We start from the raw sequence: 17,911 nt of genomic DNA, 5'->3' as shown, positions 1-17,911 counted from the left end.
TACCTCTTGTATTCAATGTCCGCCGGCGCCACCGCCGGAGGGCGACTTGACCGGGTCCGACAGCCACAGGATGGCGATGCAGGACAGCAGGATGCCGCCGACGATGAAGAAGCCGTCGTTGTAGGCCATAACATAGGCCTCGCGCCGCACGATGCCGTCGATCGCCTTCAGCGCCTTGCCGGCCGCGTTGGCGGGATCGAAGCCCTGGCCGATGAAGGCCTGCGTCATCTGGTCGAGCCGCTGCTGCGTGGCCAGCGAATAGCTGGTGATCGCCTCGCCCAGGCGTGCCGAGTGGAAGTGTTCGCGCGTCGACAGCGCGGTGGCCAGCAGGGCGATGCCGATCGAGCCGCCCAGGTTGCGCGTCATGTTGAACAGGCTCGATGCCGACGGCATGTCCTTGGGCGCGATGCCGTTCATGGCGAAGTTCGACAGGGTCAGCATCACGAACGGCTGGCCCAGCGCGCGCACGATCTGCGACAGCATCAGCTGGTCGTAGCCGGTGCTGGCATCCATGTAGGCGTTCATCAGGCAAGAGCCGCCGAACAGCAGCAGGCCGAACGAACACAGGATCCGGTTGTCGATCTTCGACGACAGCTTGGCCACGAAGGGCATGATGAACAGCTGCGGCAGGCCGACCCACATGATCACTTCGCCGATCTGCATCGGCGAATAGCCGGCGATCTGGCCCAGGAACAGCGGCAGCAGGAACGACGAGCCGTACAGGCCCATGCCCATCACCGCCGACAGCATGGTGGCGACCAGGAAGTTGCGCTGCCCATACAGGCCCAGGTTGACGAACGGCTGTTCGCGCATCGCGCTGGTGATGACCCAGCCCAGCAGCCCGACCAGCGCCATCGCGGCGAAGGCGATGATGAAAGCGGAATCGAACCAGTCCTTGCTGTTGCCTTCTTCCAGGAAGATGGTCAGGCAGCCCAGGCCCATGGCCATGAAGCCCATGCCCAGCCAGTCGGCGTTCCACAACTGGTCGAGGTGCCATTTTTCCTTGTCCAGGCCATACGCGATGCCCGCCATCAGCAGCACGCCCGGTACCCAGTTGATGTAGAAGATCGACGGCCAGCCATACAGCTCGGACAGGTAGCCGCCCAGCGTGGGGCCCATGGCCGGCGCCAGCGTCGCCGTCAGGCCGAACAGGGCCATGCCGGCCGCGCGCTTCGACGGCGGCAGCTTGGTCATCACCAGCGTCATCGCCATCGGGATCAGCGCGCCGCCCGTGAAGCCCTGCGCCATGCGGAAGGCGATCATGCTTTCCAGGTTCCAGGCAAAGCCGCACAGCGTGGAAAACACCAGGAACAGCCCGGTGGTACCCAGCATGTAGCCGCGCAGCGAGAAGACCCGCGTCAGCAGCGCCGTCAGCGGGATGACGATGATCTCGGCCACCAGATAGGCGGTGGAGATCCACGAGCCTTCTTCCTGGGTGGCCGACAGCGAGCCGAGGATATCCTTCAGCGACGAGTTGGTGATCTGGATATCCAGCACCGCCATGAAGGCGCCCAGCATGCCGGCGGCGACCGCGATCCAGGTACGGGCGGACACCGCTTCGCCGGCCTGGCCGTAGGCCGGGGCGCCGGGCAGGCCGCCGGCAATGGTCTGCGTACTCATTGGGCTTTTCGCTTAGTGGACTTGCGGCTGGCCCCGCGACGCGGTCTGCGCGTGCGCCGGAGCGGTTTCGCCGATCGCCACTTCGGCGATCACGGACATGCCGGGCACCAGGCGGCCGGCCAGCGCCTTGCGGTCTTTCTCGTCGAGTGTGATCTTGACGGGTACGCGCTGCACGATCTTGGTGAAGTTGCCGGTGGCGTTATCGGCCGGCAGCAGCGCGAACTGGTTGCCGGAGGCCGGCGAGAAGCTGTCCACCCGGCCCGTCAGTTCCCTGCCCGGCAGCGCGTCGACGCTGATGTGCACCGGCTGCCCCGCGTGCATCTGCGCCAGCTGCGTTTCCTTGAAGTTGGCGGTCACCCACACGTCATCCTGCACCAGCGCCGTCAGCTGCTGGCCCGGCGATACGCGCTGGCCCACTTCGACGCTGCGCTTGCCGACCCGGCCGCTCACGGGGGCCACGATGCGGTTGTAGGCCAGCTGCTGCTCGGCCTCCTTCAGCTGTACCTGCAGCACGCCGATCTGCGCCTTCAGCACGTCGCGCGCGGATGCGGCGGCGGCGATCTGCGCCTGGGCCGCGGCGGCGCTGTCCTTGCGGGCCGCCAGGTCGGCGACGGCGCTGGCACGGCCGGCGTTGGCGGCGTCGAGCTCGGCCTTGGACACGGCCTTCATCTGGCTCGTGTACAGCTGGCCATAGCGTTCCGCATCCTGGTTGGCGCGCACCAGCAGCGCCTGCGACTGCTTCACCTGCGCGGCGCTGGCGCTGGCCTGGGCCTTCACCTGGGCCACCTGGGCGTCGGCCTGCAGCACCTGGGTCTCGGCGCTGGCGATCTGGGCGCGGATCTGTTCGACCTTCACGCGCTGGTCGAACGGATCGAGTTCGGCGATCACGTCGCCCGCCTTGACGTACTGGTTATCGTCGATCAGCACCTTCGTCACCGTGCCGGCGATGCGCGACGATACCGGGTGCACGTGCCCGGCCACGTAGGCGTTTTCCGTTTCCACGAAATGCGCGCTGCGATACCACATGCGGGCGCCGCCCGCGATGGCTGCCACGGCGATCAGGCCGGCAACGACCAGCACGCGGCGGTTCGGCTTCTTCGCCGGCGCGGCTCCCTGTGGTTCGGCCGGCGAAGCGGTGGCCAGCACTTTTTGTTCTGCCTGGTTGGACATGGAAAACGCTCCGAGAAATGAAATGGACTGTGCGCATTATTCGCCAACGGATGCCTGAAGTCAAGAAATGAAACGGTTGCATTTCATTTCTAGCTGGAATAAAGTGACGGCCTCTGATAGCCTTTGGCGTCCCCGCCTCCTGGAAGATGTCCCGCCTTATGTCTGACGAGCAAATCACCGCCGATTCCCCCTGCCCGATCGGGGCCCGCAGCGCCGGGCGCCCGCGCGCCTGCGAAGCGGAAGCGCGCACGCAGGAACTGTTGAGTTCCGCCGCCGAGCTGTTCCTGGAAAAAGGCTATTCGAAGGTGAGCCTGGAAATGATCGCGCGGCGCGCCCGCGTGGCCGTGCGCACCATCTACGTGAAGTTCGGCGGCAAGAGCGGCCTGTTCCGTGAAATCCTGGCCTCGGGCCGCGATGTGTATTTCGACACGATGGAAGACCTGGAAACCAACCAGCGTCCCATGCGCGAGGTTCTGCTCGACTTCGGCATGCGTTTCCACAAGCTGGTCTCGTCCGGCGCGGTGATCAAGCTGTACCGCATGGTGATCGCCGAGGCGCACCATGACCCGGAACTGGCCGAGGCCTTTTTCGAATCCGGACCGCGGCAAACCCGGCTGGCGCTGGAACGCTATTTCAACCGGCCCGACGTGCGCACGCAGCTGCACGACATCCCCGCCGACCAGCTGGTCGTGCACCTGATGAACTGCCTGATGGGCGACCACCTGAAGCGCTATCTGTTCGCCATGCCGCCGAGCAATCCGCAAGACGATGCCCTGCTGGTCGAACAGCGCGTGGACCTGTTCCTGCACGGTGCCAAGGCTTGACACATCGGCGCGGCTAACTCATCCTTTGTGACCAGCGCAATTGTGCGCTGCCGCACTGAACACGTGCTGCCGCTGGGGGAAAATGGTTTCCTCAAGAATATATTTTTGCAGGGAGGCTCTATGAGCAAGTTCGACAGGCTGGAATGGACGCAGAAAGTTGCTGCGTTGAATGAACGCATTCGTGGTTTCCAAGCCAATCCCAGCCAGGAACAACTCGAATTGGCGATCAATGAATTGCGTGCGTATGCCGATGCGGCTTCCGCCGGCATGGAAATTCCGCCACGGTTCATTGCGAGCTGAAACACAGTGCCTGGCACTGGACAGTACGAATAAGCAAGCGCGAAGCAGCGCGAAGCCAACATGACATGCGAAACCCGGGACTTCCCGGGTTTTTTTTCGCTGGTGAAAAACGCAGCGAGAGACTGGATTTTTTGTAATTGACAGGGGAATCGGCTTGCGGTCTAATGTTCCGCAGTGCATGAAATCGTTTTCAAGCATTTGCGTGCACGCCCTCTTTTCTCTTCCAGCCGACTAAGACAATGACCGACACACTGCAATTTCCGCCTTCGTTCACGTGGGGCGTGGCCACCAGCTCGTTCCAGATCGAAGGTGCCGCCACTGCCGATGGCAAGGGCCCATCCATCTGGGATACGTTCAGCCATACGCCCGGCAAGGTGATCGATGGCAGCAACGGCGACGTGGCCTGCGACCACTACCACCGTTACGCGGAAGACGTCGGCATCATGGCGGACCTGCACGTGGATGCCTACCGCTTCTCGATGGCCTGGGCACGCGTGCAGCCGGCCGGCAAGGGCGCCTGGAACGAAGCCGGCTTTGCCTTCTATGAACGCCTGCTGGACGAGCTGGACAAGAAAAACATCGGCGCCCACGTCACGCTGTACCACTGGGACCTGCCGCAAGCCTTGCAGGATGAAGGCGGCTGGCTGAACCGCGATACCGCCTACCACTTCGCCGAGTACGCGGCGGAAGTGGCGCGCCGCTTCGGTAATCGCGTGAAAACGATTGCAACGCACAATGAGCCATGGTGCACGGCCAACCTGGGCTACGGCAATGCCCAATTCGCGCCCGGCGTGGCGGACAACAAGCAGTCGGTGCAAGTGTCGCACCACCTGCTGCTGTCGCACGGGCTGGCGATGAAGGCGATGCGCGGCGTGGGCAGCTCGGCGCAGCTGGGCATCGTGCTGAACCAGTGGACCGCCGACGCGGCCACCGACAGCCAGGCCGACCGCGATCTCGCCACCTGGGAATACGCCCGCTCGGTACAGTGGTTCATGGACCCGATCTTCAAGGGCCACTACCCGGAATACGCGCTGCGCGGCCACGGTGCCGACGCGCCCGACGTGAAGGCAGGCGACTTCGACATCATCCGCGGGCCGATCGATTTCCTCGGCGTGAACTATTACTTCCGTTCGTTCTGCAGCGCGGAAACGCCGCCGCGCCAGGCGCCGGCCGCCCTGGGCACCACCGACATGGGCTGGGAGATCTATCCGCAGGGCCTGACCGAACTGCTGGTGAAGCTGAAGGGCGAATACGACCTGCCGCCGATCTACATCACCGAGAACGGCATGGCCAATCCGGATCACGAACTGGTCGACGGCCGCATCGCCGACACCAAGCGCATCGACTACGTGGAACGCCACCTGGCCGCCCTGAAGGCGGCAATGGACCAGGGCGTGGACGTGCGCGGCTACTTCCTGTGGAGCCTGCTGGACAACTTCGAATGGAATTCCGGCTACGCCAAGCGCTTCGGCATCATCCACGTCGATTACGCGACCCAGAAACGCACGCCGAAGGACAGCGCGCTGTGGTACCGCGAATTCATCGACATGCAGCGCCGCTGATCGACAAAAGCGCCATTGTTGGCGCTATCATGACAAGCACGGCGGCAGCATAGCCGCCTGCAATCGATGACGACCGAGACAGGAGACAACATGAACACGAAAGCCGCCGTGCCAGGCACGGTGCCCCCGGCGGGCACCGCCGTGCCGGCATCCACGGTGAGCCCGCTGCTGTGGGTACCCACCGGGTACTTCACGATGGCGCTGGCCTACGTCATGCTGACCAGCGTGACGGCGATCATGTTCAAGAACCTGGGCATGGACAACGGCCGGGCCGCCGAATATGCCAGTTACCTGATCTTCGCCTACACGGTCAAGCCGCTGTTCGCGCCGTTCGTCGAAATGTACCGCACCAAGAAATTCTTCGTGCTGTGCGCCCAGCTGGCGATCGGCGTGGGCTTCGGCTGCGTGGCACTGGCCATGTCGCTGCCCGGCTACATGGCGATCATGGTCGGCCTGTTCATCGTGCTGTCGTTCGTCGGCGCCACGCAGGACATCGCCTCGGACGGCGTGTATGTCACGGCGCTCGATTCCCGCAAGCAGTCGCTGTATTGCGGCATCCAGAGCCTGTCGTGGAATGTCGGCCCGATCGTCGCCTCGGGCGGCCTGGTCTACCTGTCCGGCTGGCTGCACACCAACGTGTTCGGCCACGATGCCAATACCTTCGGCCCGGAATGGATCGACAGCTGGCGCATCGTGTTCTTCATCGTCGCCGGCATCACGCTGGTGATGGCGGTGTGGCACATGCGCACCATGCCCGACGGCGCCAAGGCCGAGAACGCGCCGACCTCGCCGCGCGAGGCGCTGCATATCCTGTGGGATTCGTTCGTCACCTTCTTCCAGAAGCGCGACGTGTGGCTGATGGTGGGCTTTGCCTTCCTGTTCCGGCTCTCCATCGGCCTGCTGGAAAAGATCGGCCCGTTCTTCATGGTCGACCCGGTGGCCAAGGGCGGCCTGGGCCTGTCGAACGAACTGCTGGGCATCGTCTACGGCACCTATGGCCTGGTGGCCGTGCTGGTCGGCTCGCTGCTGGGCGGCCTGTTCGTCGCCAAGCGGGGCCTGAAGCCCACGCTGTTCCTGCTGTGCTGCGCCGTCAACATCCCGAACGCGACGTTCCTGCTGATGGCGATGTACCAGCCGACCGACCTGGTGGTGATCAGCGCCGGCGTGGCGATCGAAAAATTCTTCTACGGCTTCGGCTCGGTGGGCTTCATGATCTACCTGATGCAGCAGCTCGCGCCGGGCAAGTACAGCACCACCCACTATGCGTTCGGTACCGGCCTGATGGGCCTGTGCATGCTGGTGACGGGCACCGTGTCCGGCCACCTGCAGCAGTGGATGGGCTACGTGGATTATTTCTGGTTCGTGATGGCGGCCACCATTCCCTCGTTCCTGGTGACCTGGTTCGCGCCGTTCCACCACAAGGAAGGCTGACGTCCCGCCCGGCACTGCCGGGCTTCAAGGTCTGGGCTCGAGACTTGAGACTTGAGACTTCAGGCTTCAGGCTTCACCTGGTAATCCTCGGGTGCCGCGAACAATGCCGGATCCGGCTCGCCGCGCTCGAGGTCACTGATGGCGATGACGGATTCGCCTTTCGGGTCGCTGTTCCTGACATGCAGCGTCAGACCCAGTTCCTTCGACGTCCAGCTTTCGGTGACGATCTCGAAGCTGCCCGCAGCGGTCCTGATCCGCTGCCGGGTGCTCTCCCCGGTCGCCGTCACGCCTTCGATATCGCGTTCTCCCAATGACTCCACCGGCGGCCTGGCTTCAGCCTTGCGCAGCGCGGGTGCCGACATGTCGATGACCGGCGCGACCCGCCTTGCCGCCCGCCTCGTGACCAGCCGGTTGCGGTGATCCAGCACGATCACCGCGCCATCGGTGTCGATGATGAACGAGTGGGTCGGGTTGCCCTCGCCGTCCAGCAGGTCGCGGCGCGCCCTGCCGGCGCTGTCGCGGTACAGCTTCGTCACGGTCCGGTGGGTCGCTTCGGCGCCGCCGCGCTGCTGGCGGCGCATCGTCAACGTGTGCGTGGCGCTGTAGGGCTGGTCGACGACGAGCGGGCGTCCCGCTGGCGCGGCCGGCCGGTCGGCGGACACGCCGGCGCCGGCATCCGCCGACCACGCGCTGGCCGACAGCAGGCCGGCCAGCAGGATTGCGATGAAACGCTTGTTCATGGGGCCTTTCCGGGTAAAGAATGACAATACGGCGAAACTTGCCATCTTAGCATCTTGCCAGGCCCTTAAAATGCGCGGATCGTCACACCCACCGGATCATCCATCGGCACGTTCCCTGGTGTGGAACCTGCCTTCCGGCACCGCCTCCGGCGTTGCGGAGCGGCGATGCTACAGTGGCGGACGGGCCCGGCTCACCCAGGCCTGCACCGATTCGCGGGCCCACTGGCGCGCGGCATAGTCGCGCAGTGCCGGCGGCACGTCATCGCCGTTCAGCACCAGCCGGTTCAGCATCAGGGCCAGGTCCACGTCCGCGATGGTCCAGGCGCCGAACAGATGGTCGCCGCCGTGGTCCAGCAGCGCCTGCGCAGCCTTGAACAACTTGTCCGCGGCTGCCTCGGCGGCGGCGGACAGGGGTGCATCGGCCGGGCCGTAGAACACCACGTTGGTCGAGCGCTCCTGCCGTATCGGCAGCAGGTCGCTCCTGATCCAGGCCTGTACCTGGCGCGCGCGGGCACGGGTCTTCAGGTCCGCCGGATACAGGGCGGGCTCGGGCTGCAGCTCTTCCAGGTATTCCGTGATGGCGGACGACTCCGACAGCGCGAAGTCGCCATCGACCAGCGTGGGAACGCGCTGCGTCAGCGACTGTGCGGCATATTCCTCGCCACGATTGGCGCCGGTCTCCAGGTCGACTGTCTTCAACGCGAACGGAATGCGCTTTTCCGTCAGCGCGACGAAGACGGACATGGCATAGGGACTGGTGAACCGGGCATCGGCGAACAGCAGCATGGGTTTCCTTGGTGTCGATGGTTGAACGGACATCGACAATAGCATCGCATTGGGCGCCCGCGCAATGAACGTGACCGGCGTAGCCAGGAGCGGGACGGATTGCCGATACAGCGCATTCACTTCCCGCGCACGCCCGCACCGCTTACCGCTCCTGCGGCGGAATGGCGACGATCGCGGCGGCGAATGCCGCATGCGCGGCGGGATCGACAGGCCGGTATTTCGGCGCCGTGCGCGCCGGATCCTTGCCGAGGTAATTGTCGCCCTTCCAGTTGCGCGCCGGCCGCACGGGCCGCGGCATGAAGCCGCCGCCGCAGTTCGGACAGACGTTCCGCAGCAAGCCGTCCACGCAGTCGGCACAGAAGGTGCATTCATAGCTGCAGATGCGTGCGTCCGTCGCGTGCGGGGGCAGGGCCTTGTCGCAGTGTTCGCAGCTGGGCCTGAGTTCGAGCATGGCATCTCCTTTCATCGAGGAGCCGATGATAGGCCGGCCGCGATTGACAGGAATGACAGCGATGGTTGAATATCTGCCACATGCCGCGCTCTCCTGCCCTGCCCGCCCCACCGGCCGCATTCATCACAGCGCCCGCACCCGTCGCTCCGGTGGCACCCATTGCACCGACCGCACCGACCGCACCGGTCGTACCTGTCAATGTCTGGCTGCTGGTGTTTCCCGGCTTCCTGCTGCTCGATGCCACCGGGCCGGTCCAGGTCTTCGCCAGCGCCAACGACGAGGCGCGCGATGCCGGCCAGCCCGAGCCCTACCGCATCCACCTGGTCGCACGGGGCGGTGGCGCCGTTGCCTCGTCGGCCGGCGTGAGCGTGTTGGCGGCGCCGTTGCCGCGGCGGGGACTCGCGGGCGGTACGCTGGTGGTCTCCGGGGGGGCGGCGTGTCCTTGCCCTCGTCCGCGACGCCGGAAGGACGCGCGCTGTTGCGCTGGGTGGCCCGCGCGGGAGAGGACGCGGCGCGCTGCTGCTCCGTCTGCACCGGCGCCTTCGTGCTGGCGCGCGCCGGCTTGCTGGATGGCCGCCGCGCCGTCACGCACTGGCAGGACGTCTCCGCGCTGCGCGAACAGCATCCGCTGGTCGACGTGCAGGACGACGCCATCCACGTCCGCGACGGCAAGTTCCGCACTTCCGCCGGCATCAGTGCCGGCATGGACCTGGCGCTCAGCCTCGTCGAGGAAGACCTTGGCCGCGCCGCCGCGCTGGCGGTGGCCCGGCGCATGGTGCTGTTCCTGAAGCGCCCCGGCGGCCAGCGGCAGTTCAGCGCCGAGCTGCTGGCCCAGTCGGTGCCGGACGGCGTCACCGCGCAACTGACCGCATGGCTGCGCCCCCGCCTCGCCCGGCAGTTGGACGTCGACCAGATGGCATCCGCTTGCGCCCTCTCCGTCCGCACGCTGCACCGCAGGCTGCGGCAGGAGGCGGACGTCACGCCGGCGCAATTGCTCGCCCGCCTGCGCATGGAACTGGCGTGCAGCCTGCTGGAACGGCCGCGCATGACGGTCAAGGAAGCCGCCCGGCGCAGCGGCCACGGAAGCGAATACAACCTGCGCCGCGCCTTCATGCAGCACCTCGGCGTGCTGCCCAGCGAGTACCAGGCCCGCTTCGCCTGAATGCTGCAAGAAAACCGGTGGCTTCATGGGGAGTTCGTGGAGCATGCACCGCGCCCATACAGCGGTGATGGCATGCATGCCATCGCTCCCTCCAGGCTCCAATTGTTTTGCACCATTTCCTAGAAAATGGGACCTGTCACTGAATGCCGCTTGAATAAGCCAACCCCAAGTGCAGATGCTGGGGTGAATGCATGCGCTTTCAAAGCGTCGGGTAACGCTTGACCAAGCGGCATTTGAGCCTGTCGCAGGATTTCCCATTTGCAACTTTTCCGGAAAATGGAGCCTGTCACCGGTTTCGGGCAATAAAAACGCCACCCGAAGGTGGCGTTTGGGGTGCTGCGGGGAAGCCGGGATCAGCGCTTGCGCATCGGCGGCAGGTCCGTGCACACGCCTTCATACACTTCGGCGGCCATGCCGATCGATTCGCCAAGGGTCGGGTGCGGGTGGATCGTCTTGCCGATGTCGGTGCCGTCGGCGCCCATCTCGATGGCCAGCGCGATCTCGCCGATCATGTCGCCGGCATGCGTGCCGACGATGGTGCCGCCCACGATGCGGTGCGTTTCAGCGTCGAACAGCACTTTCGTGAAGCCTTCGTCGCGGCCGTTGGCCACGGCGCGGCCCGAAGCGGCCCACGGGAAGTGGCCCTTCTCGACCTTGATGCCCTTGGCCTTCGCTTCGTCTTCCGTCAGGCCGACCCATGCCACTTCCGGATCGGTGTAGGCGACCGACGGGATCACCGAAGCATCGAAGTGCGACTTCTGGCCGACGGCTGCTTCAGCGGCCACGTGGCCTTCATGCACGGCCTTGTGCGCCAGCATCGGCTGGCCCACCAGGTCGCCGATGGCGAAGATGTGCGGCACGTTGGTGCGCATCTGGCTGTCGACGTTGATGAAGCCGCGGTCGGTCACCTGCACGCCGGCCTTGTCGGCGGCGATCTTCTTGCCGTTCGGGCTGCGGCCCACGGCCACCAGGACCATGTCGTAGATCTGCGGCTCCGGTGCGGTGGCGCCGGCTTCGGCGGCTTCGAACGTGACCTTGATCCCTTCCGGCAGCGCTTCCACGCCGACGGTCTTGGTCTTGGTCATGATGTTGTCGAAGCGGTGCGCGTTGTACTTCTGCCAGACCTTGACGGCATCGCGGTCGGCGCCCTGCATCAGGCCATCCATCATCTCGACCACGTCGATGCGCGCGCCGAAGGTGGAATACACGGTGGCCATTTCCAGGCCGATGATGCCGCCGCCGATCACCAGCATGCGCTTCGGCATGAAGCGCAGTTCCAGCGCGCCGGTCGAATCGACGATGCGCGGATCTTCCGGCACGAATGGCAGCTTGACGACAGCGGAGCCGGCCGCGATGATCGCCTGCTTGAACTGCACGACCTTCTTGACGCCATCGGCGCCGGTGACCTCGATGTGGTTCGGGCTGACGAACTGGCCAACGCCCTGCACCACCTGCACCTTGCGCGCCTTGGCCATGCCGGACAGGCCGCCGGTCATCTTCGAGATCACGCCTTCCTTGTACTTGCGCACTTCGTCGATGTCGACTTCCGGCCGGGCGAACTTCACGCCATGCTTGCCCAGGTGGGCCGTCTCGTCGATCACGGAAGCCAGGTGCAGCAGCGCCTTCGACGGGATGCAGCCCACGTTCAGGCACACGCCGCCCAGCGTCGCATAGCGCTCGACGATCACGGTGTTCTGGCCCAGGTCGGCGGCACGGAATGCGGCCGAGTAGCCGCCGGGGCCGCCGCCCAGCACCATCATGTCGCACTGGATGTCGACATTGCCGGAGTACGAACCGGCTGCCGGCGCGGGACCGGACGATGCCGGTGCCGCGGCCGGTGCCGGCACGGCAGGGCCGCCGTACACCGGTGCCGCCTGGCCCGGGGCCTCTCCTTTTTCGGCAGGCGTGGCAACCGGCGCTGCGGGAACGCCAGCCGGTGCCGGTGCAGCAGCAGGAGCAGCAGCACCCGCGGCTTCCTCCAGCAACAGCAGCAGCGAACCTTCGCTCACCTTGTCGCCCACCTTGAACTTCAGCTCCTTGACGACGCCGGCGTGCGTGGCCGGGATCTCCATGGATGCCTTGTCCGATTCCACGGTGGCGATCGACTGGTCGACCTTGATGGTGTCGCCCACCTTGACGATCACCTCGATGACTTCGACTTCCTTGAAGTCGCCGATATTCGGTACTTTTACCTCAACGATGCTCATGTAGCGGGCTCCTTACAGCAGCACTTTGCGCATGTCGCCCAGCACTTCTGCCAGGTAGACTGCGAAGCGGGCACCGGACGCGCCGTCGACCACGCGGTGGTCGTACGACAGCGACAGCGTCATCATCAGGCGCGGCACGAACTGCTTGCCGTCCCACACCGGCTTCATCGAAGCCTTCGACAGGCCGAGGATCGCCACTTCCGGCGCATTCACGATCGGGGTGAAGTGCGAGCCGCCGATACCGCCCAGCGACGAGATGGTGAACGTGGCACCCTGCATGTCGGCCGGCTTCAGCTTGCCTTCGCGCGCCGCCAGCGACAGTTCCGTCATTTCGCGGGCGATCTGCGACACGCTCTTCTGGTCGGCATTCTTCACCACCGGTACCACCAGGCCTTGCGGCGTGTCGGCGGCGAAGCCGATGTTGTAGTACTTCTTCAGGATCAGGTTCTCGCCCTTCGCGTCCAGCGAGGAATTGAACGCCGGGTATTTCTTCAGCGCCGCGGCCGATGCCTTGATGACGAAGGCCAGCATCGTCAGCTTGGCGGCATCCTTGTTCTTCGCGTTGGCGTTGTTAGTCTCGACACGGAACGCTTCCAGGTCGGTGATATCCGCATCCTCGAACTGCGTCACGTGCGGGATCATCACCCAGTTGCGGTGCAGGTTCGGGCCGGAGATCTTCTTGATGCGCGGCAGCGGCTGCAGTTCCGTTTCGCCGAACTTCGAGAAGTCCAGCGACGGCCATGGCAGCAGGTTCAGGCCCGCACCACCGCCACCAGCCGCGGCCGGAGCCGCGGTCGGCGCGGCAGCCGCGCCGGCAATCACGCCCTTCACGTAGTTCTGCACGTCCTGCTGGGTGATGCGGCCTTTCGGACCGGTGCCCGGCACCTTCGCCACGTCCACGCCCAGTTCGCGGGCGAACTTGCGGACCGACGGCGATGCGTGGGCCAGCTTGCCCGATACCGCCGGGGCTGCCGGAGCGGCGGCAGGCGCCGGTGCAGGAGCAGCGGCAGGAGCAGGTGCTGGAGCAGCAGCGGCAGGTGCCGGAGCAGCAGCAGCAGCGGCAGGCGCGGGAGCGGCGGCGGCAGGAGCAGCCGAGCCGCCGGTCGATTCCACCACCAGCACCAGCGAACCCTCGGCCACCTTGTCGCCGACCTTGACCTTGATTTCCTTGACCACGCCGTCGTGCGACGACGGGATTTCCATCGAGGCCTTGTCGGACTCCACGGTGATCAGCGACTGGTCCTTCTTGATCGTGTCGCCCACCTTGACCATCAGCTCGATGACTTCGACTTCCTTGAAGTCGCCGATGTCCGGCACCTTGACGTCGACCGGGCCGGCGGCGGCTGCCGGAGCGGCGGCCGGCGCTGGCGCTGGAGCCGGCGCGGCAGCAGCGGCAGGCGCCGGTGCCGGCGCGGCGGCGGCGGGAGCCGGAGCAGCGGCGGCCGCACCCTCGGCTTCGACCAGCAACAGCAGCGAACCCTCGGCGACCTTGTCGCCGACCTTGACCTTGATTTCCTTGATGACCCCGGCCGACGACGATGGAATCTCCATCGATGCCTTGTCCGATTCAACGGTGATCAGCGACTGGTCGACCTTGATCGTGTCGCCGACCTTCACCATCAGCTCGATGACCTCGACTTCCTTGAAATCACCGATATCCGGGACTTTGACTTCCACAATGCTCATAGCGTTTGCTCCGTATTCTCGTTATTGGGTCACCGGATTGGGCTTGTTCGGGTTCAGGCCATATTTCACGACAGCCTGTTCCACCACGGCGAGGTCGATCTTGCCCTCGTCGGCCAGCGAACGGAGCGCGGCAACCGTGATGTAGTAACGGTTCACCTCGAAGAACTCGCGCAGCTTGGCGCGGCTGTCCGAGCGGCCGAAGCCGTCGGTGCCCAGCACGCGGTAGGTGCGGTCCTTCGGCATGAAGGCGCGGATCTGCTCGGCGTACAGGCGCATGTAGTCGGTCGTGGCGATGATCGGGCCCTGCGTATCCTTCAGCAGGCCGGTGACGTACGGCACGCGCTGTTCCTTGGTCGGATTGACGAGGTTCCAGCGCTCGGCATCCTGGCCGTCGCGCGCCACCAGCGTCAGCGACGGCGCGGACCACACGTCGGCGGCGATGCCCCAGTCCTTCTCCAGCAGCTCGGCGGCGAAGATGGACTCGCGCAGGATCGTGCCCGAGCCGATCAGCTGCACGCGCTGGCCGGCGTTCGCGGCGCCTTCCTGCAGCAGGTACATGCCCTTCAGGATGCCCTCTTCCTGGCCAGCCTTCAGGCCCGGATGAGCGTAGTTCTCGTTCATGATGGTGATGTAGTAGAACACGTCTTCCTGTTCCGTCACCATGCGGCGCAGGCCGTCATGGATGATCACCGCCAGCTCGTGGCCGAAGGTCGGGTCGTACGGCAGGCAGTTCGGGATCGCCGCGGCGAACAGGTGGCTGTGGCCATCCTCGTGCTGCAGGCCTTCGCCGTTCAGCGTGGTACGGCCGGCGGTGCCGCCCATCATGAAGCCGCGGGCACGCATGTCGCCCGCCGCCCAGGCCAGGTCGCCCACGCGCTGCATGCCGAACATCGAGTAGTACGTGAAGAACGGGATCATCACGCGGTTGTTGGTCGAGTACGACGTGGCCGCCGCGATCCACGAGCTCATGCCGCCCGCTTCGTTGATGCCTTCCTGCAGGATCTGGCCGGCCTTGTCTTCGCGGTAGTACATCACCTGGTCCTTGTCGACCGGCTCGTACAGCTGCCCCTGCTGGTTGAAGATGCCGATCTGGCGGAACAGGCCTTCCATGCCGAAGGTACGCGATTCGTCGACCAGGATCGGCACCACGCGCGGGCCCAGGCTCTGGTCGCGCAGCAGCGCGGTGATGATGCGCACGAACGACTGGGTCGTCGAGATTTCGCGGCCTTCCGCGGTCGGCTCCAGCACGTTCTTGAACGCTTCCAGCGGCGGCACGACCAGCGTTTCATCGGCCTTCATGCGGCGCGCCGGCAGGTAGCCACCCAGGGCCTTGCGGCGCTCGTGCAGGTACTTCATTTCAGGCGCGTCGTCGGACGGCTTGAAGAACGGGATCTCGGCCAGCTTGTCGTCCGGGATAGGAATGTTGAAACGGTCGCGCATTTCGCGGATCGCCTCGTCGTCCAGCTTCTTGGTCTGGTGGGCGGTGTTGCGCGCCTCGCCGGACTTGCCCATGCCGTAGCCCTTGACGGTCTTCACCAGCAGCACGGTCGGCTTGCCCTGGGCTTCCTGCGCCACCTTGAACGCGGCGTAGATCTTGTGCGGGTCGTGGCCGCCGCGGGTCAGGCGCCAGATGTCGTCGTCGCTCATGTTGGCGACCATTTCCAGCAGCTTCGGATGCTTGCCGAAGAAGTGCTTGCGCACGTAGGCGCCATCCTTGGCCTTGTAGTTCTGGTATTCGCCGTCCAGCGTTTCCATCATCACGCGCTGCAGGATGCCTTCCTTGTCCTTGGCCAGCAGCTCGTCCCAGCCCGGGCCCCAGATGACTTTCACGACGTTCCAGCCGGCGCCGCGGAATTCGCCTTCCAGCTCCTGGATGATCTTGCCGTTGCCGCGCACCGGGCCGTCCAGGCGCTGCAGGTTGCAGTTGACGACGATGACCAGGTTGTCCAGCATTTCACGGGCGGCCATGCCGATCGCGCCCAGCGATTCCGGCTCGTCCATCTCGCCGTCGCCGCAGAAGGCCCAGACCTTGCGGCCGTCGGTGTTGGCGATGCCGCGCGCGTGCAGGTACTTCAGGAAGCGCGCCTGGTAGATCGCCATCAGCGGGCCCAGGCCCATCGACACGGTGGGGAACTGCCAGAAGTCCGGCATCAGTTTCGGGTGCGGATACGACGACAGGCCACGGCCGTCGACTTCCTTGCGGAAGTTGATCAGCTGGTCTTCGGTCAGGCGGCCTTCCAGGTAGGCGCGCGCGTACACGCCGGGCGACGAGTGGCCCTGGATGTACAGCAGGTCGCCGCCGTGCTCTTCGCTCGCGGCTTTCCAGAAGTGGTTGAAGCCGATGCCCAGCATGTTCGCCAGCGAAGCGAACGAGGACAGGTGGCCACCCAGGTCGCCATCGGCACGGTTGGCGCGCACCACCATCGCCATCGCGTTCCAGCGCATCCACGAGCGCAGGCGCTCTTCGTATTCCAGGTTGCCCGGGCAGTGCGCGCCCACGTCGGCGGGGATGGTGTTCACATACGCGGTATTGGCGGAGAACGGGATGTCGGCGCCGCGGCGGCGCGCCAGGTCGACCAGGCGCTCCATCAGGTACTGGGCGCGTTCCGGCCCTTCATTCTGCAATACAGCCTCGAGTGCCTCGAGCCATTCCTTGGTTTCCAGTGCGTCCGGATCGTTGGCGGTTTGGGCCGTGACCTGGTCAAGTTGAGCTGACATCTATCTAGTCTCCTGAGTGATTGGCCCGAACCGATCCGGTGATCGTGGCGGACGCGAGGGGTGATTATTTACCAAGACTTTTACAAAGTGCGGAGATTCTAACAGTGAATTTAGCCTTTTTCAAAATACGAAAGCTGTTTTTATAATGTGAAATTTCCCTATGTGGAAATGCTGCAATGCCGCATAAATGCGCAGTTCCCAATCAGTTTCCGTGATCAAAAAATCACTTTTATGAGCACGTTCAAACTGCTTTTGGTTCCACCGCCAAAGGCCACCCCAACGCGTGCATGGTTACCTGGCAGCGACCGATCCGGCTGCGGCGCCGGCAATGGACTGCATGAAGCCCCAGCGCGGCGCAACGCGCCTTTATAATGACGGTCTTTCATCCCACCTTAGTCCATCACCATGTCTGCCCAACTCATCGACGGAATCGCCCTCTCCCAAAAACTGCGCGCCGAAATCGCTTCCCGCGCTGCCGCATTGACCGCCAGCGGCAAGCAGCCCGGCCTGGCCGTGATCCTGGTGGGCGAAGACCCTGCCAGCCAGGTCTATGTGCGCAACAAGGTGAAGGCATGCGGCGACGTGGGCATCCACTCCGTGCTGGAGAAATACGATGCCGACCTGGCGGAGCAGGCGCTGCTGGACCGCATTGCAGCATTGAATGCCGATCCGGCCATCCATGGCATCCTGGTACAGATGCCGCTGCCGAAGCACATCAACCCGCACAAGGTCATCGAAGCGATCGCCACGTCGAAGGATGTGGATGGTTACTCGGTGCTGTCGGCCGGCGAGCTGATGACGGGCCTGGAAGGCTTCCGTCCCTGCACGCCGTACGGCTGCATGAAGCTGATCGAATCGACCGGCGTGGACCTGCGCGGCAAGCACGCGGTGGTGATCGGCCGCAGCAACACGGTCGGCAAGCCGATGGGCCTGCTGCTCTTGCAGGCCAACGCCACCGTCACCATCTGCCATAGCGCCACCCCGGATCTGTCCGTATATACCAAGCAGGCGGACGTGGTCGTGGCGGCGGTCGGCCGCCGCAACACGCTGACGGCGGACATGGTGAAACCGGGGGCAATCGTGATCGATGTGGGCATGAATCGCGACGATAATGGCAAGCTGTGCGGGGACGTGGATTTTGCCGGCATCAAGGAAGTGGCCGCGCACATTACGCCGGTACCCGGCGGCGTCGGCCCGATGACGATCACCATGTTGTTAATGAACACCATCGAATCGGCGGAACGCGGCTGATTC

At 64.9% G+C, this 17,911-nt stretch carries 14 protein-coding genes; 6 read left to right on the top strand and 8 right to left on the bottom strand.

What is annotated here, in order from left to right; translation table 11 throughout:
* Window positions 1-12 precede the first annotated feature (12 nt).
* Both EYF70_RS03880 and EYF70_RS03875 read right to left on the bottom strand, forming a co-directional pair.
* The gene (locus EYF70_RS03880) at window positions 13-1,620 is read right to left on the bottom strand and encodes a DHA2 family efflux MFS transporter permease subunit (protein ID WP_131144224.1); all 1,608 of its coding nucleotides are present in this window, start codon (window positions 1,618-1,620) and stop codon (window positions 13-15) included.
* Window positions 1,621-1,632: 12 nt separating this feature from the next.
* Complete coding sequence (locus tag EYF70_RS03875; protein ID WP_131144223.1) at window positions 1,633-2,790, bottom strand: HlyD family secretion protein; 1,158 nt, start codon at window positions 2,788-2,790, stop codon at window positions 1,633-1,635.
* A 158-nt stretch (window positions 2,791-2,948) separates the two neighbouring features.
* Here EYF70_RS03875 and EYF70_RS03870 point away from each other — a divergent pair, with 158 nt between their 5' ends.
* The 4 genes from EYF70_RS03870 (at window position 2,949) to EYF70_RS03855 (ending at window position 6,907) form a co-directional block, all read left to right on the top strand.
* Complete coding sequence (locus EYF70_RS03870; protein WP_165497570.1) at window positions 2,949-3,614, top strand: TetR/AcrR family transcriptional regulator; 666 nt, start codon at window positions 2,949-2,951, stop codon at window positions 3,612-3,614.
* 120 nt (window positions 3,615-3,734) lie between these two features.
* Window positions 3,735-3,914, top strand: a complete 180-nt coding sequence (locus EYF70_RS03865) for a hypothetical protein (protein ID WP_131144221.1) — start codon at window positions 3,735-3,737, stop codon at window positions 3,912-3,914.
* Window positions 3,915-4,153: 239 nt separating this feature from the next.
* Entirely contained in the window at window positions 4,154-5,476 is a 1,323-nt protein-coding gene (locus EYF70_RS03860; protein WP_131144220.1) for a GH1 family beta-glucosidase, read from the top strand.
* A 195-nt stretch (window positions 5,477-5,671) separates the two neighbouring features.
* The gene (locus tag EYF70_RS03855) at window positions 5,672-6,907 is read left to right on the top strand and encodes an MFS transporter (protein WP_229420877.1); all 1,236 of its coding nucleotides are present in this window, start codon (window positions 5,672-5,674) and stop codon (window positions 6,905-6,907) included.
* Window positions 6,908-6,966: 59 nt separating this feature from the next.
* Here the strand turns inward: EYF70_RS03855 and EYF70_RS03850 are convergent, their stop codons facing one another.
* The 3 genes from EYF70_RS03850 to EYF70_RS03840 form a co-directional block, all read right to left on the bottom strand.
* Entirely contained in the window at window positions 6,967-7,647 is a 681-nt protein-coding gene (locus tag EYF70_RS03850) for a hypothetical protein (RefSeq protein ID WP_131144218.1), read from the bottom strand.
* A 168-nt stretch (window positions 7,648-7,815) separates the two neighbouring features.
* Complete coding sequence (yfcF, locus tag EYF70_RS03845) at window positions 7,816-8,433, bottom strand: glutathione transferase (protein WP_229420697.1); 618 nt, start codon at window positions 8,431-8,433, stop codon at window positions 7,816-7,818.
* A 142-nt stretch (window positions 8,434-8,575) separates the two neighbouring features.
* Entirely contained in the window at window positions 8,576-8,884 is a 309-nt protein-coding gene (locus tag EYF70_RS03840) for a DUF1272 domain-containing protein (RefSeq protein ID WP_131144216.1), read from the bottom strand.
* A 442-nt stretch (window positions 8,885-9,326) separates the two neighbouring features.
* Between EYF70_RS03840 and EYF70_RS03835 the strand changes: the two genes are divergently transcribed.
* Window positions 9,327-10,046, top strand: a complete 720-nt coding sequence (locus tag EYF70_RS03835; protein WP_229420696.1) for a GlxA family transcriptional regulator — start codon at window positions 9,327-9,329, stop codon at window positions 10,044-10,046.
* Between the two features lie 353 nt (window positions 10,047-10,399).
* Here EYF70_RS03835 and lpdA read toward each other — a convergent pair whose 3' ends face one another.
* Genes lpdA through aceE form a run of 3 tightly spaced genes read right to left on the bottom strand, consistent with a single transcriptional unit; the run spans window position 10,400 to window position 16,657 of the window.
* Window positions 10,400-12,253: a dihydrolipoyl dehydrogenase gene (lpdA, locus tag EYF70_RS03830; RefSeq protein ID WP_131144215.1), complete on the bottom strand. Its 1,854-nt coding sequence runs from the start codon at window positions 12,251-12,253 to the stop codon at window positions 10,400-10,402.
* A 12-nt stretch (window positions 12,254-12,265) separates the two neighbouring features.
* Window positions 12,266-13,939, bottom strand: coding sequence for a dihydrolipoyllysine-residue acetyltransferase (gene aceF, locus EYF70_RS03825; protein WP_131144214.1), 1,674 nt, complete (start codon window positions 13,937-13,939; stop codon window positions 12,266-12,268).
* 21 nt (window positions 13,940-13,960) lie between these two features.
* Window positions 13,961-16,657: a pyruvate dehydrogenase (acetyl-transferring), homodimeric type gene (aceE, locus tag EYF70_RS03820; protein WP_131144213.1), complete on the bottom strand. Its 2,697-nt coding sequence runs from the start codon at window positions 16,655-16,657 to the stop codon at window positions 13,961-13,963.
* Window positions 16,658-17,062: 405 nt separating this feature from the next.
* Between aceE and folD the strand changes: the two genes are divergently transcribed.
* Window positions 17,063-17,908, top strand: a complete 846-nt coding sequence (gene folD, locus EYF70_RS03815) for a bifunctional methylenetetrahydrofolate dehydrogenase/methenyltetrahydrofolate cyclohydrolase FolD (RefSeq protein ID WP_131144212.1) — start codon at window positions 17,063-17,065, stop codon at window positions 17,906-17,908.
* The last annotated feature ends 3 nt before the right edge of the window (window positions 17,909-17,911 follow it).

Origin of the sequence: Pseudoduganella albidiflava, assembly GCF_004322755.1 — a bacterium.
In the GTDB taxonomy this organism is placed as follows: Bacteria; Pseudomonadota; Gammaproteobacteria; order Burkholderiales; family Burkholderiaceae_D; genus Rugamonas; species Rugamonas albidiflava.
Note: the sequence above shows the minus strand (reverse complement) of the source record. Positions and strands in the feature narration are given on the sequence as shown.

What these genes read in the sequence shown, in the direction of transcription:
- EYF70_RS03880 (WP_131144224.1), bottom strand. Translation starts at nt 1,620, where the DNA reads ATGAGTACGCAGACCATTGCCGGCGGCCTGCCCGGCGCCCCGGCCTAC.
- EYF70_RS03875 (WP_131144223.1), bottom strand. Translation starts at nt 2,790, where the DNA reads ATGTCCAACCAGGCAGAACAAAAAGTGCTGGCCACCGCTTCGCCGGCC.
- EYF70_RS03870 (WP_165497570.1), top strand. Translation starts at nt 2,949, where the DNA reads ATGTCTGACGAGCAAATCACCGCCGATTCCCCCTGCCCGATCGGGGCC.
- EYF70_RS03865 (WP_131144221.1), top strand. Translation starts at nt 3,735, where the DNA reads ATGAGCAAGTTCGACAGGCTGGAATGGACGCAGAAAGTTGCTGCGTTG.
- EYF70_RS03860 (WP_131144220.1), top strand. Translation starts at nt 4,154, where the DNA reads ATGACCGACACACTGCAATTTCCGCCTTCGTTCACGTGGGGCGTGGCC.
- EYF70_RS03855 (WP_229420877.1), top strand. Translation starts at nt 5,672, where the DNA reads ATGGCGCTGGCCTACGTCATGCTGACCAGCGTGACGGCGATCATGTTC.
- EYF70_RS03850 (WP_131144218.1), bottom strand. Translation starts at nt 7,647, where the DNA reads ATGAACAAGCGTTTCATCGCAATCCTGCTGGCCGGCCTGCTGTCGGCC.
- yfcF (WP_229420697.1), bottom strand. Translation starts at nt 8,433, where the DNA reads ATGCTGCTGTTCGCCGATGCCCGGTTCACCAGTCCCTATGCCATGTCC.
- EYF70_RS03840 (WP_131144216.1), bottom strand. Translation starts at nt 8,884, where the DNA reads ATGCTCGAACTCAGGCCCAGCTGCGAACACTGCGACAAGGCCCTGCCC.
- lpdA (WP_131144215.1), bottom strand. Translation starts at nt 12,253, where the DNA reads ATGAGCATCGTTGAGGTAAAAGTACCGAATATCGGCGACTTCAAGGAA.
- aceF (WP_131144214.1), bottom strand. Translation starts at nt 13,939, where the DNA reads ATGAGCATTGTGGAAGTCAAAGTCCCGGATATCGGTGATTTCAAGGAA.
- aceE (WP_131144213.1), bottom strand. Translation starts at nt 16,657, where the DNA reads ATGTCAGCTCAACTTGACCAGGTCACGGCCCAAACCGCCAACGATCCG.
- folD (WP_131144212.1), top strand. Translation starts at nt 17,063, where the DNA reads ATGTCTGCCCAACTCATCGACGGAATCGCCCTCTCCCAAAAACTGCGC.